14 protein-coding genes are annotated in these 15,284 nt (G+C 69.6%); 5 read left to right on the forward strand and 9 right to left on the reverse strand.

Translation table 11 applies throughout. The features are described from left to right. Window positions 1-12 precede the first annotated feature (12 nt). On the forward strand, window positions 13-1,257 hold the full coding sequence (locus ACIGXX_RS20765; protein WP_366465228.1) for a histidine kinase: 1,245 nt from the start codon (window positions 13-15) through the stop codon (window positions 1,255-1,257). Next, the gene (locus ACIGXX_RS20770) at window positions 1,257-1,934 is read left to right on the forward strand and encodes a response regulator transcription factor (protein ID WP_351160365.1); all 678 of its coding nucleotides are present in this window, start codon (window positions 1,257-1,259) and stop codon (window positions 1,932-1,934) included. Before ACIGXX_RS20765 ends, ACIGXX_RS20770 begins: the two co-directional genes overlap by 1 nt. A 223-nt stretch (window positions 1,935-2,157) precedes the next feature. On the opposite strand, the gene ACIGXX_RS20775 is transcribed toward ACIGXX_RS20770, so the two are convergent. The 5 genes from ACIGXX_RS20775 to ACIGXX_RS20795 are packed head-to-tail and all read right to left on the reverse strand — an operon-like array spanning window position 2,158 to window position 8,853. After that, a complete protein-coding gene (locus ACIGXX_RS20775) occupies window positions 2,158-3,102 on the reverse strand; it encodes a dihydrodipicolinate synthase family protein (RefSeq protein ID WP_399977523.1) in 945 nt (314 codons plus the stop codon). Then, complete coding sequence (locus ACIGXX_RS20780; protein ID WP_361462436.1) at window positions 3,099-4,169, reverse strand: ABC transporter ATP-binding protein; 1,071 nt, start codon at window positions 4,167-4,169, stop codon at window positions 3,099-3,101. The genes ACIGXX_RS20775 and ACIGXX_RS20780 overlap by 4 nt, the downstream gene beginning before the upstream one ends. Beyond that, window positions 4,166-6,166 carry a dipeptide/oligopeptide/nickel ABC transporter permease/ATP-binding protein gene (locus ACIGXX_RS20785; RefSeq protein WP_399977526.1) on the reverse strand — a complete coding sequence of 667 codons (2,001 nt, stop codon included), beginning with the start codon at window positions 6,164-6,166 and terminating at the stop codon, window positions 4,166-4,168. The genes ACIGXX_RS20780 and ACIGXX_RS20785 overlap by 4 nt, the downstream gene beginning before the upstream one ends. Then, on the reverse strand, window positions 6,166-7,125 hold the full coding sequence (locus tag ACIGXX_RS20790; protein WP_399977530.1) for an ABC transporter permease: 960 nt from the start codon (window positions 7,123-7,125) through the stop codon (window positions 6,166-6,168). The genes ACIGXX_RS20785 and ACIGXX_RS20790 overlap by 1 nt, the downstream gene beginning before the upstream one ends. Window positions 7,126-7,179: 54 nt before the next feature. After that, the gene (locus tag ACIGXX_RS20795) at window positions 7,180-8,853 is read right to left on the reverse strand and encodes an ABC transporter substrate-binding protein (RefSeq protein ID WP_399977616.1); all 1,674 of its coding nucleotides are present in this window, start codon (window positions 8,851-8,853) and stop codon (window positions 7,180-7,182) included. 172 nt (window positions 8,854-9,025) lie between these two features. On the opposite strand from ACIGXX_RS20795, the gene ACIGXX_RS20800 reads away from it, so the two are divergent. Continuing rightward, window positions 9,026-9,754 carry a FadR/GntR family transcriptional regulator gene (locus tag ACIGXX_RS20800; protein WP_361462918.1) on the forward strand — a complete coding sequence of 243 codons (729 nt, stop codon included), beginning with the start codon at window positions 9,026-9,028 and terminating at the stop codon, window positions 9,752-9,754. A 14-nt stretch (window positions 9,755-9,768) separates the two neighbouring features. Next, complete coding sequence (locus ACIGXX_RS20805) at window positions 9,769-11,649, forward strand: beta-galactosidase (protein ID WP_399977533.1); 1,881 nt, start codon at window positions 9,769-9,771, stop codon at window positions 11,647-11,649. Between the two features lie 224 nt (window positions 11,650-11,873). Here the strand turns inward: ACIGXX_RS20805 and ACIGXX_RS20810 are convergent, their stop codons facing one another. Together ACIGXX_RS20810 and ACIGXX_RS20815 are read right to left on the reverse strand one after the other, a co-directional pair. Beyond that, entirely contained in the window at window positions 11,874-12,221 is a 348-nt protein-coding gene (locus ACIGXX_RS20810) for a hypothetical protein (protein ID WP_399977536.1), read from the reverse strand. A 357-nt stretch (window positions 12,222-12,578) separates the two neighbouring features. After that, complete coding sequence (locus ACIGXX_RS20815; protein WP_399977538.1) at window positions 12,579-13,169, reverse strand: hypothetical protein; 591 nt, start codon at window positions 13,167-13,169, stop codon at window positions 12,579-12,581. A gap of 84 nt (window positions 13,170-13,253) precedes the next feature. Between ACIGXX_RS20815 and ACIGXX_RS20820 the strand changes: the two genes are divergently transcribed. Then, complete coding sequence (locus ACIGXX_RS20820) at window positions 13,254-13,763, forward strand: GNAT family N-acetyltransferase (RefSeq protein WP_399977541.1); 510 nt, start codon at window positions 13,254-13,256, stop codon at window positions 13,761-13,763. A gap of 455 nt (window positions 13,764-14,218) precedes the next feature. Here ACIGXX_RS20820 and ACIGXX_RS20825 read toward each other — a convergent pair whose 3' ends face one another. Beyond that, a complete protein-coding gene (locus tag ACIGXX_RS20825; RefSeq protein WP_399977544.1) occupies window positions 14,219-14,419 on the reverse strand; it encodes a DUF397 domain-containing protein in 201 nt (66 codons plus the stop codon). Then, on the reverse strand, window positions 14,401-15,234 hold the full coding sequence (locus ACIGXX_RS20830; RefSeq protein ID WP_399977547.1) for a Scr1 family TA system antitoxin-like transcriptional regulator: 834 nt from the start codon (window positions 15,232-15,234) through the stop codon (window positions 14,401-14,403). The genes ACIGXX_RS20825 and ACIGXX_RS20830 overlap by 19 nt, the downstream gene beginning before the upstream one ends. Between the last annotated feature and the right edge of the window lie 50 nt (window positions 15,235-15,284).

The raw sequence follows: 15,284 nt of genomic DNA on the forward strand, positions 1-15,284 counted from the left end.
TTCACGGGCGCCGTGCCCGGCAGCCGGCGCGCCCCGCGCACCGACGCGCTGTTCGCGGCGGGGCTCGCGGTGCTGTCCGCCGTGCTCGCCGCGTTCGTCGAGGACGGGCGGCGCCCCGATCTCCTCGGGTGGAGCCTGCTGCTCTGCGCGCACCTGCCGCTGGTGTGGCGGCGGAGCCGTCCCGTGCTCGTGCTGCTCGCCGTGATCGCCTTCATCGCGCCGTACCACGCCGTCGACTACACGCACATGGCCGCCGTCCCGGTGGGCATGGTCGCGCTCTACACCGTCGCCGCCTCCGGGCGCCCGCGCCGCGCCCTGATCACCGGCCTCCTTGTCGTCGGCGTCACGATGACCCTCAACGCGAGCGTGGCCCCGCACCAGGTGGCCGAGGTGCTCAGGATCTCCGGCTGGATCGTCTCCGTACTGCTGCTCGGCGTGTACGTGCGCATCCACCGCCAGTACGTCGCCTCCGTCCTGGAGCGCGCCGAGCGGGCGGAGCGTACGCGCGAGGAGGAGGCGCGGCGGCGGGTCGCGGAGGAACGGCTGCGGGTGGCCCGTGATCTGCACGACCTGCTGGCCCACAGCATCACGCTGGTCGGCGTCCAGACGTCCGTCGCGGCGCATGTCCTCGCCGCGGATCCGGAGCGGCTCGACCGGGCGGCGGTGGCCAGGGCGCTGGACGACATCGCCGACACCTGCCGCTCGGCGCGGGGTGAACTGCGGGCCACGCTGGAGGTGCTGAGGGCGGGCACGGCCGAGGAGACGCGGGGGCCGCTGCCGGGTCTCGACGGGCTGCCCGACCTGGCGGAGGCGGCGCGCATCTCGGGGGCCGAGGTGGACCTGGTCGTACCGGAGGTGGAGGCGCCGCCCGCCGTGGGCGCGGCGGCGTACCGGATCGTGCAGGAGGCGCTGACGAACGCGGTCCGCCACGGTGGGCCGGACCTCACCATCCGGGTGGAGATACGGGTGGCGGACGCGGCGCTGCGGGTGACGGTGACGGATGACGGGCGGGCGGCGGAGGACCCCTCGCACACGCCCGGGTTCGGCCTGGTGGGGATGCGGGAGCGGGCGCGGAGTGTGGGGGGCACGTTGGAGGCGGGGCCTGGGGAGGGCGGGGGTTTCGTGGTGTCGGGGGTACTGCCGCTGGTTTCCGTCGTGTCTGGTGCGTCGAGTGGGTCAAGTGGGTCAAGTGGGTCAAGTGGATCTGGTGAGTCCGTCGCGTCCGTCACGTCTCTTACGTCTCTGGAAGGGCTTTGATGACGATCCGTGTGCTGCTTGCCGATGATCAGACGCTGGTACGGGCGGCGTTCGCGATGCTGGTCGAGTCCGCGCCGGACATGGAGGTGGTGGGGCAGGCGGGCACGGGCCGGGCGGCGGTCGACCTGGCCCGGTCGGAGCGGGCGGATCTCATCGTGATGGACATCCGGATGCCGGACCTCGATGGGATCGAGGCGACGCGGCTCCTCGCGGAGGACGAGGACCTGGCCGGGGTGAAGGTCCTGATGCTGACGACGTACGACACGGACGAGCATGTCGTCGACGCGCTGCGGGCCGGGGCGTCCGGTTTCCTGGTGAAGGACACGAAGCCGGGGGAGTTGCTGGAGGCGATTCGTACGGTGGCCGCGGGGGAGTCCCTGCTGTCGCCGGGCCCGACGTCTCGGCTGATCGCCAGGGTGCTGCGGGCGCCGACCGCGGTCGCTCTGCCGGACGCGCTCTCTGGGCAGTTGAGCGAACGGGAGCGTCAGGTTCTCGCGTTGGTCGCGCGAGGGCTGAACAACACGGAGATCGCCGAGCAGTTGGGGCTGAGCCCGCTGACCGCGAAGACCCATGTCAGCCGGATCATGGGAAAGCTGGGCGCGAGGGACCGGGCGCAGCTGGTGATCGTGGCGTACGAGTCGGGGTTGGTTCGGCCGGGGGTGGCGGGGGCGATGTAGGGACGGGGCGGGCCTCTGCGGGGCATTTCCCCCACCCCGCCCCTTCCCGTCTGTGACATGTGGGCTCCGCCGCGGGCCGCTCGGCGCGGGGGCCTACCTGGGGCTCCGCTGCCCCAGACCTCGCTCCTCGAACGCCGGAGGGGCTGCATCATCAGCCCGTCCGGCGCTTGAGGACGAACCCGGCGGAGCCGGTGATCGACGGTCACCAAGGCTCCCGCGCCCCCTACAACAACCCCGCCCCCGCCAGGAACTTCCCCACCCGCTCGACCTCCACCGCCGACAGCCGCACCTGCGGCTCCGCGGTGACCGGGCAAGCGATCACCCCCCGAAGGTGAAGCGCCGCCTTGAACGCCCCCAGCGCCGACGAACTGCCCCCCATCCGCCCCGCATCCCCGACCCGCACCATCCCGAACAGGCCGCACAACCGCTCCTGCTCCACCCTCGCCCGCACCCAGTCCCCCTCCCGGCAGTGGCGATAGAGCCGCGCGTACCCCTCCGGGTCCACGTTCCCCAGCCCCGGCACCACCCCGTCCGCCCCCATCGCCAGCGCCGCGTCCACCGTCGTCTCCGACCCCGTCAGCACACTGAAGCCGGACAGGTCCCCCCGGCCCCGTGCGCCCCGCGCCCCCAGCACCACCTCCCGGAAGTTCCCCTCCTGCCCGCTGGAGTCCTTCAGCCCGGCCAGGACACCCTCCGCGGCCAGCCCAAGGACCAGCTCCGCGTCCAGTTTCGAGTGGACCGCCACCGGCAGGTCGTACGCGAAGACCGGTACCGGCGACCCCGCCGCCACCAGGCGGAAGTGGCGTGCCACCTCGGCGCGGTGCGTGCGCGTGTAGAAGGGGGCCGTCACCACCACCCCGTCCGCCCCCGCATCCGTCACCGACCGGACGTGGTCCAGGACCCGTGGCGTCGCCATGTCGATCGCCCCCGCCAGGACCGGGAGTTGGCCCCCGACGTGCCCCGCGACCGTGTCGATCACGACCCTGCGCTGCCCGTCCGTCAGGTACGCCGCCTCCGACGACGAGCCGAGGACGAAGAGCCCGTCGACCCCGCCCGCCACCAAGTGGTCGACCAGCCTGACGAGCGACCGCGTGTCCACCTCGTGGTCCGGTGTGAGGGGGGTGCAGACGGGCGGAACGACACCGGTCAGCGGGGTGGGCATGGTCATGGATTCTCCCTGGGGCTCGCGTCCGTGGCGGCGGACTGGATCACTAGCTCGTGCGTGGACTGGCCGTCCCGTACGGGGTGGTGGCAGCGGTAGCGGTGCCCGGACCCCTCCGTCGACGCGAAGTCCGGCATGGAGGAGGCGCAGGTGTCGTCCGCCTTCCAGCACCGCGTACGGAACGGGCATCCGCTCGGCGGGCGCGTGGCCGACGGCACCGGGCCGACGAGCGGGATCGGGTCGATGGGGTCCAGGAGGCCGGGCGTCGCCGAGAACAGGGCCCGTGTGTAGGGGTGGCGCGCCCTGTCCAGGATCTCCCGCGCCGGCGACTCCTCCACGATCCTGCCCAGGTACATCGTGATGACGCGGTCGCTCATCCTGCGCACGGTCTGGATGTCGTGCGACACGAAGACCAGGGCCAGACCGAGCCGCTCCTTCAGGTCGAGGAGGAGGTTGAGGATCTGGGCGCGCACGGAGACGTCGAGGGCGCTCGTGGGCTCGTCCGCCACCACCAGCTCCGGTTCGAGCGCCAGCGCACGCGCGATCGCCACGCGCTGCCGCTGCCCGCCCGACAGCTGCCCGGGCAGCCCGTCCGCCAGAACCTTGGGGAGGCCCACCAGTGACATCAACTCGCGCACCCGCTCGTCGCGTTGGGCGGTCGTACCCACCCTGTGTACGTCCAGGGGGTCCCGGAGGATCTGGCGCACCGTCAGCCTGCGGTTCAAGGCCGTCGAGGGGTCCTGGAAGATCATGGCGGTGTTCCGGCCGATCGCCGCCCTTCGCTCGGCGGGCCGCATCGTCCACAGGTCGCGCCCCCGGAAGGACACCGTGCCCGCCGTGGGCGGCTGCACCCCCACGAGCACCTTCGCGAGCGTCGACTTGCCGCACCCCGACTCGCCCACGACGCCCACCGTCTCGCCGGGCGCGATGGTGAGATCGGCGCCGGTCAGGGCGTACACACGGTCACGCGAGAACAGCCCGCCCGAGCGCGCCCGGTGCACGACGTGCGCGTCGGAGAGGGTGATCAGGTCGTCAGCGGTCGGGTCCTCGGCGCTCTGGTTTTCCGTACTCACTTGAGGGCCTCGCTTCCCCTGGGCTCCGGCACCCGTGGCGGCTGTTCCGCCGGGTGGTGGCAGGCGATGGAGTGCCGCGCCCCGCCCACGAGTTCGGGCGCCGTCGTGCGGCAGACCTCGCTCGCCAGGGGGCAGCGGTCCGCGAAACGGCAGCCCGCCGGGAAGTCGGCGGGCGAGGGGACGACGCCCTTGATCTGCGTCAGGCGTTCCGCCGCCGATTCGAGCGACAGCACCGAGCCGAGCAGGCCGCGCGTGTAGTGGTGCGAGGGCGTCTCGACGAGGTCCGCCGTCACGCCCGTCTCGACGATCTGGCCTCCGTACATCACCACCACCCGGTCGGTGACGTCCGCGACGAGGGCCAGGTCGTGCGAGACGAGGATCAGCGCGAAGCCCAGCTCCTCGCGCAGGCGCAGCAGGAGCTGGATGACCTGGGCCTGCACCGTGACGTCCAGGGCCGTCGTCGGCTCGTCCGCGACGATCAGTTTCGGGTCGCGGGAGAGCGCCATCGCGATCAGGACGCGCTGGCGCTGGCCGCCGGAGAGTTCGTGCGGGTAGCTGCGCAGGGTGCGATCCGGGTCCAGGCCGACGAGTTCGAGGAGCTCGACCGATGTGCGGCGGCCTCCTCTTCGTACGACCTGTTTGAGCTGGGAGCGGACCGTCATCGCGGGATTGAGGGACGACAGCGCGTCCTGGTAGATCATCGCCATGTCGTGGCCGAGCAGCCGCCTGCGGGCGCGCATCGGCATGCCGATCAACTGCTCGCCGTTGAAGTTCACTTGGCCGCTCACCCGGGCGCCCTTCGGCTCCAGACCCATCACCGTCAGGGCGGTGAGCGACTTGCCGCAGCCCGACTCGCCGACCAGACCCAGGACTTCACCCGGCCGTACGTGGAAGCTGATGCCGTCGACGATGTCCACGCCGCCGTGCCGGGCGTCGAAGCCGATCGCCAGGTCCGAGACGGTGAGGACCGCAGTTCCCTCCGGCAGGGGCCGGGCGCGTGATCGCAGGCGCTGGGCCGCCTCCGTCAGGCCCGGCAGCTCCAGGACCTTGCCGCTGCCCGGCTCGGGAGCTTCGAGGCGGTCCTCCAGGTCCTCCTTGCGGGCCGCGCCCGGCACGTCGCGCGTCGCGGGCGCCGCCCACGCGTCCGACACGCCCTCGGAGAGGATGTTCAGGGCGAGGACCGTGATCAGCATCAGGAGGCCGGGGAAGACCGTCGCCCACCAGCCGCCGAGAAGGACCATGTTCTTGCCGTCGGCGATGACGCTGCCCCAGGACGGGTCCGGGGGCCGTACGCCCGCGCCGATGAAGGACAGCGAGGCCTCGAAGACGATGGCCTCGGCGACCTGCACCGTGCAGAACACCAGGATCGGCGCGGCGCAGTTGATGGCCACGTGCTTGATGAGGATGTGCGGGGTGCGGGCGCCCACGATGCGTTCGGCGACGACGTAGTCCTCGCCGTACTGGTCCATCACGTTCGCCCGCACGACCCGCGCGATCGGCGGTGTGAACAGGAACGCGATCGCGCAGATCAGGACGAGGATGCCGCCGCCGAACACCGCCACGAGGACGGCGGCCAGCGCGATCCCGGGGAACGCCATGACGATGTCCAGGCACCGCATCAGCGTCTCGTCGACCGCCTTGCGCGAGGTCGCCGCGATCGCGCCGAGCACCGCGCCGACGATCAGGGCGAGCAGCGTCGCCCCGAGCCCGATCGCCAGGGACCAGCGCGCCCCGTACATCAGCCGGCTCAGGATGTCCCGGCCGAGGCTGTCCTGCCCCATCCAGTGGTCGGCCGAGGGATGCCCCGAGCCGTCCACCTGCGGCTGCTGGTCGAGCGGGTCGTGCGGGGCGATCAGCGGCGCGAAGAGCGCCACGAGGACGACGACGCCGACGACCGCCACCGCGATCCGCGAGAGGACCGGCAGCCTGCGCAGGGAGCGCAGCCGGATGCCGGGCCGCGAGAGCCGCTCGGTCAGAGCCTTGCGCGACATGATCATCAGGCGGTCCCCCTCAGGCGCGGATTGACCAGCAGGTGGAGGATGTCGAGGGCGAGGTTCACGACCACGAAGCCGACGGCCGTCGTGATGACGACCCCCTGCACGACGGCCGGGTCGCCGTTCTTCACGGCGTCGATCATCAGCTTCCCCATGCCGGGCAGCGAGAAGATCGTCTCGATGACGACCGCGCCGCCGAGCAGATAGCCGACGCGCAGGCCGAGCACGGTCAGCGGGTTGATGAGGGCGTTGCGCAGGACGTTGCGGCCGACGACCACGACCGGCGGCAGGCCGCTGCCGATCGCCGTCCGTACGTAGTCCTTGTCGAGCTCCTCGACCACCGCCGTCCGGATGATGCGGGTCAGCCCGGCGGCCACGGGCAGGGAGAGCGCGAGCGCGGGCAGCGTCATCGTCTTGAGCCAACCGGTGAACGAATCACCGGGGTTGACGTATCCGCCGGTCGGGAACCAGCCCGCCCCCACCGCCAGGTACTGGATCATGAGCAGCGCCAGCCAGAAGCCGGGCGCCGCCACACCGGTCAGCGAGATGACGCGGATCAGCTGGTCGGGCAGCCGGTCACGGTAGATCGCGGCGGTCACGCCCAGGAGCAGCGAGATGACCACCGCGATGCCAAGACCCAGGAAGGTCAGCTGCATGGTGAGCGGCAGGGCGGTGGTGACCTGCTCCACCACCGGCGAGCGGGTGAGCACGCTGATGCCCATGTCGCCCTGGAGCAGATCGCCGACGAAGGCGACGTAGCGCACCGGCAGCGGATCGAGCAGGCCGTTCTCCTCGCGGAACTGCTGCAGCTGCTCCTCGGTCGGATTGGCGCCCTGGAAGAACGCCGACGCCGGATCGACGTCGGAGAACCGCATCACGAGGAAGACGAACAGGACGATGCCGAGCAGCAGGGGGATGAGCAGGGCGAGGCGGCGGGCCAGGATTCTGACGATCGCGGTCACGTTCGTACGACTCCCAACGGTGGTGCTGGAAGGGCTGGTTGCTTGTCCTGGGCGCTAGTCGGCCCACTTGGCCTGGAGGAGATTGATGCCGGGGTAGGGCTGGGCCTTGATGCCGGTGAGCTTCTTGGGGTCCCAGGCGGTCATCAGCTCGTTGTGGACGACCGGGTAGATCACGGCCTCCTCGGCGACGATGTCGATGTAGTCCTGGACCATGGCCTTCTTCTTGGTCGCGTCGGGTTCGCGCGTCGCCTGGTCCATGTCCTTGAAGAGCTTCTTGGCCGTGGAGTCGTCCGCCCAGCGGGCGTAGCCCATCCACAGGTTCTCGGGCCCGTAGTTGTAGTGCATGATCAGGTCGGCCTCGATGCCGAACTGGTTGGGGTTCGATGCGGCCGCGACGATCTGGTAGTCCTTCTTCTGGTCCAGCTTGGTGAAGACGGCGGTGGTCTCCTGCGGGTCCAGGGTCGTCTTGACGCCGATCGCGTCCCATGAAGCCTTGATGGTCGGCAGGCAGTCGACGATCCAACTCACGTTCACCGCCATGAGGTTGATCGACAGATTCTTGACCCCGGCGTCCTTCAGGAGCTTCTTCGCCTTGTCGGGGTCGTACGCGTAGACCGTCTTCGCCGGGCGGTAGGAGGGGTTGGACTCGTTGAGGAACGAGGTCGACGCCTTGCCGTGGCCCTTGAGCGCGACCTCGATCATCTTCTCGGTGTCGATGGCGTAGTGCAGGGCCTGGCGCACGCGTACGTCGTCGAAGGGCTTGTGCGCGGTGTTGAACATCAGGAACAGGTTGTTCATCCCCGCCCCGCCCTCGACGGTGAGCCCGCCCTTCTTGAGCTGCTCGATGTTGGCGTACGGGATGTTGTCCGAGATCTCCGAGTCCGCGCTGCCGCCGGAGATCTTCGCGACGCGGGGCGCCGCGTCCACGATGGTCAGCCAGTTCATCTTCTTGAAGGCTGCCTTGCGCGGGCCGTTGTAGTCGCCGAATGCCTCGAAGGTGGTGTTGGACTTCGGGTGGTGCGACGCCTGCTTGTACGGGCCCGAGCCCACCGCCTTGCCCTTGGTCGCCTCGTCCCAGGCGCCCGGCCTGGAGTAGACGTGCTTCGGCATGATCTTGGCGAGGGAGAGGCGGGCTAGCCCGTCGGGGAAGGGGAACTTGAGGGTCAGCTCGACGGTGGTCGCGTCGACCTTCTTGACCCCCTTCAGCCAGCTCTCGAAGAAGCCCTTGGCCAGGGTCTGCGTCTTCGGGTCCAGGATGCGGTCGAAGACGAACACCACGTCGTCGGCGGTGACGGGCTTCCCGTCGTGCCACTTGGCGCCGGGACGCAGCGTGAACTTCCAGGTGGTCGCCTTGTCGTCGGTGGGGATCTCGGTGGCGAGCGCCGCGTACGGCTCGCGGGTGATGGGGTCGGTGTTGAGCAGCCCCTCGTAGATGTGTTCGTTGCCGGCCATCGCGAACGCGGACGCGGTCTGCGTCGGGTCCCAACTGCCGTCGTTCCCATAGCCGATGACGGCGGTGAGGGTGGAGTCGCCGCCCGTCCCGCCGCCCCCTCCGGCGTCGTTCGTGGACTCGGGTCCCGACGAGCAGGCGGAGAGCGTGGTGGTGATGGCGGCGGCCGCGCCCAGCGCACCGGTGTACTTGAGGAAGGACCGGCGGTCCGGTGCGGGTGCGGCGGAGCCGGTACGGGTCCTCTGGCCGCGCGCTTGATCGTCCGCTCGGTCGCTCACTTGGTCGCTCACTGTGTCTCCCTTGAGAGATCCCACGTCCTACGTCGTGGTGGCGTGGCGACCATAAGAGCGCCGCGATGGCCGGTCAAGAGATCGCGCACGGATCCGAATCCGGCCCCTGCGGAACGATGTTGGTCCGGAGGTGGGACGTGGGATGTCATCCGTGCCTACGATGTGCCGCATGCCTCAGGAGCCAGTCCGCGAACGGCGTGTGGGCAGTCAAGTCCAGCGCGAAATAATGCAGTTGATCCTCGACAGAAGGCTGCGGCCGGGCGCGCTTCTGCCCACCGAGGCCGAGCTGATGGAGGAGCTGGGGGTCAGCAGGAACTCGGTGCGCGAGGCGCTCAAGGCGCTCCAGGCCCTGGACATCGTGGAGATCAGGCACGGCTACGGAACGTATGTGGGACAGGCGTCACTGACCCCGCTGGCGGACGGCCTCACGTTCCGCGCGCTCGTGCAACGGGCGGACGACACGCATGCGCTGGCGGAGATCCTTCAGGTGCGGGAGGTCCTCGAGGAGGGCCTGGTGCGGCGGGTGACGGTGCTGCTCTCGGACGAGGAGCTGTGCCAACTGGAAGCGCTGGTGCGGAAGATGGAGGAGTCGGCGGACGGGGGCGCGGCCTTCCCCGAACTGGACCGCGAGTTCCACGAGACGCTCTACCGCTCGCTCGGCAACGAACTGGTGCCGCAACTGCTCGGCGCGTTCTGGAACGTCTTCCACCGGGTGGCGGGCGTGCGGGGCTGGGCGCGCGACCCGGCGCCGGAGGTGACGGTGAGCAGGCACCGGGACATCGTGACGGCGCTGCGGGCACGGGACGTGGAGCGGGCGCAGCGGGCGATGGCGGATCACTTCCGGGGGATCGCGGCGCGGTCGGGACAGGAGTCGAGGGGTGTGGGATGAGGGAGGGGCGCGGGGTGAGACTGGGTCACTTCTATGACCGGGTGTCGTCGCTGGGATATGGCGGCGACTACAACCCGGAGCAGTGGGGCCCGGAAGTGCACGTAGAGGATCAGGAGTTGATGCATGAGGCGGGCGTGAACCTGGTGACGCTCGGGATCTTCTCGTGGGCGAAGACGGAGCCGGCTCCGGGTACGTACGACTTCGCGTGGCTGGACGGGCACATGGACCGCCTGGCGGAGGGGGGAGTGGCGGTGAGCCTGGCGACGATGACGGCGTCACCGCCGCCCTGGCTGACGCGGCTGCACCCCTCGACCCTCCCGGTGACGGAGGACGGCACGCGCCTGCACCCCGGCTCGCGCCAGCACTGGTGCCCGTCGAGCCCGGTCTACCGCCGCCATGCGGTGCGCCTGACGGAACGCCTGGCCACGCGCTACGGCAAGCACCCCGCGCTCACCCTCTGGCACATCGGCAACGAATACGGCTGTCACATCTCGCGCCACTGCCACTGCGAGGTGTCGACGGCGGCGTTCCGCAGGTGGCTGCGGCAGCGCTACGGGACGGTGGCGGCGCTGAACGACGCCTGGTCCACGGACTTCTGGTCGCAGCGCTACGGCACGTTCGAGGAGATCCACACCCCGCGCAAGGCCCCGTCGTTCCGCAACCCGTCCCAGCAACTGGACTACTGGCGCTTCTCGTCGGACGAGCTACTGGCGTGCTACTTGGCGGAGAAGGAGGTCCTGACCAGCATCACGCCAGCGGTGCCGGTGACGACGAACTTCGTCCCGATCGCGAAGACGCTGGACCTCTTCAGCTGGGCCCCGCACCTGGACGTGGTGTCGTACGACTCGTACCCGGACCCGCACGATCCGGACGCGCTCCACCGGACGGCGTTCTCGTACGACGTGATGCGAGGCCTGAAGGGCGGGCAGCCGTGGCTGCTCCTGGAGCAGGCGCCGGGCGCGGTGAACTGGCGCGAGCGCAACGGCAGGAAGCCGCCGGGCCGGATGCGCCTGGACAGCTGGCAGGCGGTGGCGCACGGGGCGGACTCGGTGCTGTTCTTCCAGTGGCGGCAGTCGCGCGGGGGAGCGGAGAAGTTCCACTCGGCGATGGTGCCGCACGGGGGCAGGGAGAGCCGGATCTTCAGGGAGGTGACGGCCCTGGGAGCGGAACTGGCGGAGTACCCGGAGCTGATGGCCTCCCGCCCCGAGCGGGCGGACGCGGCACTCCTCCTGGACTGGCCGAGCTGGTGGGCCCTGGAACTGGACGCGCACCCCAGCAAGGACGTGACGCTCCTGGACGCGGCCCTGGCCCACCACAAGCCGCTGTACGACGCGTCGGTGGCGTGCGACGTGGTGTCGGCCGAGGCAGACGTGACCGACTACCGCTTGCTCCTGATCCCCAACCTCTACTCGGTAACGACGGAAGCTGCGGAACGCATCGACGCCTACGTACGGGGTGGCGGCACGGTGGTCATGTCCTACTTCTCAGGAATCACGGACGAACACGACAGAGTCCACCTGGGCGGCTACCCGGCCCCGTTCCGCGCGCTGCTGGGCCTGAGGGTGGAGGAGTTCGCCCCGAGGGCGGACGGAACCTGGTCGGAGGAGATCCATCTGGAGGGCGCGGAGGCGGTGCTCTCGTTCCCCGACACCGGCACCCCATCGGTGACCCGCCACCCGTACGGAGAGGGAGTCGCCTGGTACCTGGGCACGCGTCCCGCCCCGAAGGAAATGCGGGAGTTGCTGGACAGGGTGCGAGGGGAGTGCGGGGTATCCCCGACCCTGCCGGACCTCCCGGAGGGGGTACAGGTGAGGACGAGGGTGACGGGGGCGGGGGAGCGACTGCATGTGCGACTGGACCCGAGGGACAACTCGGTGGGGGTGCTCCGGGGCTGAGGCTGAGCCCCCCTCATCCGGGTTTAGTGACCGCTAGAGCACGCGCCTGGGGTGCGAGAAGGAGCGCGGCAAGTGAGCGGACACATCAAGTGGTCGTCGTCCAGCGGACACCGCGAGCGGGCGGAGGAGCTATCGGGGGGTTGTGACGCGTTCCTCGAAGGCGCCGAACGCATGCTCGCCGAGGCTCGCGCGTGGCGGCTTGCCGGGACGCGTCAGGAGCGCGGCTACACCCAGGCGCAAGTGGCCGAGCGCATGCCTTCACGGACCCCCAAATAGACTTTCCCGGGCGCGAGGTGCGGCCCGCTCACCTCATCGGCGCCGGCGACGAGCGCGAGCCAGCGCAGTTCGCCGCAGGCAAAGAAGGATTCGCCCCAACTGTCGACCCAGATACGGATGCTGCCTTCCGCCGACCGCGTCAGATCCCACCAGGCCCAGCCCCGGGTCTCGGACTCGGGGTCGAACTCGTAGAGCCACTCCTGAAGCCTCCAGGATCCACCCTGGAACGCGGAGTTGTAGTGCTCCCTGCCGCCCCTCGCGAATTCAGGGGCTTCCAGGAACAGGGGGCTGCTCACAGCGGCGAACCACTGAGGGACGGCCTCTACGGGCAGGTCGGTTTTCGAATCCTTCGGAGAGGGCCAGAGCCAACGCAGCGTCGAGAACGGACCGCAGGTGATCCGCGTAATCGTCGGCCGACACAGTCGGTGTCACATCGAAGAAGCTCAGCACCGGCGGTGTGTCCTGGAGGGACGGTCGCCGGGCAACGCGGAGCCTCTCCCGCTCGATGTCCTCGATCTCGTGCATCATGTCACTGGGGTTCCTCATTAGCCTTCTTGAACGACGCGCCCAAGGTACTTGGCCACTTCTCCTGAATTCGTCGAGCATGCCGCTAGGGCGGCCGCTGCCCGCCGGGCAAGAAGGAGCGGGACCGGCTACGCGTCGAGGTTCTCGCGGAGTGCGTCGACGACGTGCTCCGGTGAGAACTCAAGGAGCCAGCCCATGAACCGCACGCCGTACTCGTCGCGCGCGCGATAGAAGATGGCGTCGCCATCCTCGGGCGCGGTCAGGCCGAACCTCTCCTCCAGCCAAGCGAGATATTCCGTGTGCGCCACGCTGTGCTCCTCGTCCTCGGCCCACTCCCAGTCGGGCGGATACCACTCGTGGTCGATGGCCAGCAGCCGGAACAGGTCCCGCAGGCCGGACGCCACGACATCGAGATCACCCTCGTCACCGAAGAGGATCACAGGCAGAGTCGCGAGATCGGCGCGGTCGTCGCAGCACCACAGCGCGTAGAACGACCCGGAGCCGGTGGCCTGCGCGAAGGGCACAAGGCGGTCCAGGCGGGCCCGCGACTCCGGGGAGTCGGTCACACCCAGCCACTCGACGAGGCCGGAGTCGCGCCGACCGTACTCGTACATCTCGAACCCGTCGGCGAATCCCGCCTTCCCCGGCCCGTCGTGGAACTCCTTGAGCAGGTTCAGTTCGGGTATGGGTGAGTAGGTGTTGCCCATGGCGTGGTCCACGGCCTCTCCTCGATGAGGGGCGGTTCGGACGACGGACGCTACCGCCCGGCACTGACAGCGACTGCCTCGCGCTAGGTTTCAGCCATGCCCGAACTCCAGCGTCTGCGCCGCGATCACGCTCCCGCCGTGCTCGCCTTCGAGCGCGAGAACCGCGACTACTTCGCGAAGTCCGTGCCTGACCGTGGCGATGCCTACTTCGATGAGTTCGACGTGCGGCATGCCGCCCTGCTCGCCGAACAGGACGCCGGGGACTGCCACTTCCACGTCCTGGTCGATGGGGACGGCGCCGTGCTGGGGCGGGTCAATCTCGTCGACGTGACGGAGGGCGAGGCTGAGCTCGGATATCGCATCGCCGAGAGCGCGGCGGGGCGCGGCCTCGCCACCACTGCCGTACGCCGGCTGTGCGAGCTGGCCGCCGCCGAGTACGGGCTGACCGCGCTGCGTGCCGCGACGTACGCCGACAACGCCGGGTCCCGTGCGGTGCTTGAGCGTACGGGGTTCGTTGTGGTGGGGGAGGAGCCGCTGCCTCTCGACGGGCGAACGGAGGTCCGCTACCGCCGGGAGTTCGCAGCCGACAGCCTTACCGGCCGCTGATCGGGCACTTGTTAAGCGGGGGTCCGGCACCTATTTCCGAGAAGGCGCATCCGGCAACGCGTGCGCCCCCCTTCTGTCAGAACACAACTTTGCAAAGTAGGTGCGCCACACCGCGTGGTCCGGCCGGTAGGCGCTTGACGAAGCCGGGACTGGGTCCCGGGCGGATCGCGCATCCCTCATCCCTCGGGGTGCCCTGCGACGTACCGGTCCGCACCCGGCAGTGAAACCCCACGGCCCTGCGGGAGTGGTCGAGAGTCCCGCCCCTCGGGCCGTCCGGTCGTCTTCCCTCGCGCGGTGGAGGGACGGGTGTCAAGGGTGGAGCGCAGCGCAATCGGCGAAGCCGACGCGACGGTAGGAGCGCCCTTGACTCCCGGCCCGGAACCGCCAACCTCGGGACAACCGGGCGGCCCCGGTACCGAAGTGCCGCAGGCCCACCGAAGCCCCCGCCTCGGGCGTCAGCTGACTGTGCGGACGTCCAGGACAAACGCGGACCAGGCTTCGGCGCCGAGCAACAGGGCTGGGCCCTCGGGGTTCTTGCTGTCCCGTACCGGGACGATGCCGGGGACTCCGTCGGCGACCTCGACGCAGTTGTCGCTGTCGCCGCTGCTGTACGTGCTCTTGCGCCAGCGGGCGTTGCTCAGGTCGTACTCGCGCATCGTCTGTAGTCCTCCGCCACCGATTCGATCAGGGCCAGGGACGCCTTCGGCGACTCTGAGACGGCCCTGAGCAGATCGTAAGCCGCCTGCACGTGCTTCACCACAGCTGGATCGTCCAGCAGATTTCCCGAATTCACGCCCTCTGTATAGACAGTTGGCGGCGCATCCTCGAACTCCATGAGCTTCATCATCTTGCCCATCTTTGGGTACGCACCCGCAGCGAACCGGATCACCTGCACTAGTACCTTGCGCTCCCGCATCATCGACGCAAGAAGGTCCAGTTGCCCCGCCATAGTTGCTGCCCCGCCGACGGGGGTGCGCAGGACGGCCTCATGGACGATCGCCCAATACACGGGCCGTGCAGTTCCCTTGAGGACCTCGGCGCGATCCATCCGTGCCCGCAGCAACTCTTGGACGTACTCCTCCGTGGCCAGCGGGTTGCTTGCCACGAAGAGGGCGCGTGCGTACTCGGGTGTCTGTAGGAGCCCTGGGATCAGTGCCGGTTCGAACTCGCAGAGCTTGGTCGCCAGCCGCTCCAGCTCTGCGGCGTGCGCAAAATAGCCCGTATACGGCTGATCCTTAATCAGCTTGCGGCACATCCGCTCGAAAATACCGTCCGATTGCAGCACCTCATCGATCCGCTGCGCAACATCCAACTGCGGCTTGCGAATGGCCTGTTCGAATTGGCCGATGTACGCGCCGGACACGAAAACCTGAAGCCCCAGCGCGGACTGCGTGAGCCCCGCGTCCTCGCGCCGCCGCTTCAGCTCTGCCCCGAAGAACTCCCACGCGGCCTGTCGCGAACCATTGGCCATGGCCAACCACCCTCCGCTGCGCAGCAGTTGTAGAGCACAGACTCCTGTCG

Origin of the sequence: Streptomyces sp. NPDC055243 (genome assembly GCF_044544025.1) — a bacterium.
Lineage (GTDB): Bacteria > Actinomycetota > Actinomycetes > Streptomycetales > Streptomycetaceae > Streptomyces.

Excerpts from the sequence above, each read along its gene's own strand:
- ACIGXX_RS20770 (WP_351160365.1), top strand. The coding sequence starts at position 1,257 with ATGACGATCCGTGTGCTGCTTGCCGATGATCAGACGCTGGTACGGGCG.
- ACIGXX_RS20775 (WP_399977523.1), bottom strand. The coding sequence starts at position 3,102 with ATGACCATGCCCACCCCGCTGACCGGTGTCGTTCCGCCCGTCTGCACC.
- ACIGXX_RS20785 (WP_399977526.1), bottom strand. The coding sequence starts at position 6,166 with ATGATCATGTCGCGCAAGGCTCTGACCGAGCGGCTCTCGCGGCCCGGC.
- ACIGXX_RS20800 (WP_361462918.1), top strand. The coding sequence starts at position 9,026 with ATGTGCCGCATGCCTCAGGAGCCAGTCCGCGAACGGCGTGTGGGCAGT.
- ACIGXX_RS20820 (WP_399977541.1), top strand. The coding sequence starts at position 13,254 with ATGCCCGAACTCCAGCGTCTGCGCCGCGATCACGCTCCCGCCGTGCTC.
- ACIGXX_RS20825 (WP_399977544.1), bottom strand. The coding sequence starts at position 14,419 with ATGCGCGAGTACGACCTGAGCAACGCCCGCTGGCGCAAGAGCACGTAC.
- ACIGXX_RS20830 (WP_399977547.1), bottom strand. The coding sequence starts at position 15,234 with ATGGCCAATGGTTCGCGACAGGCCGCGTGGGAGTTCTTCGGGGCAGAG.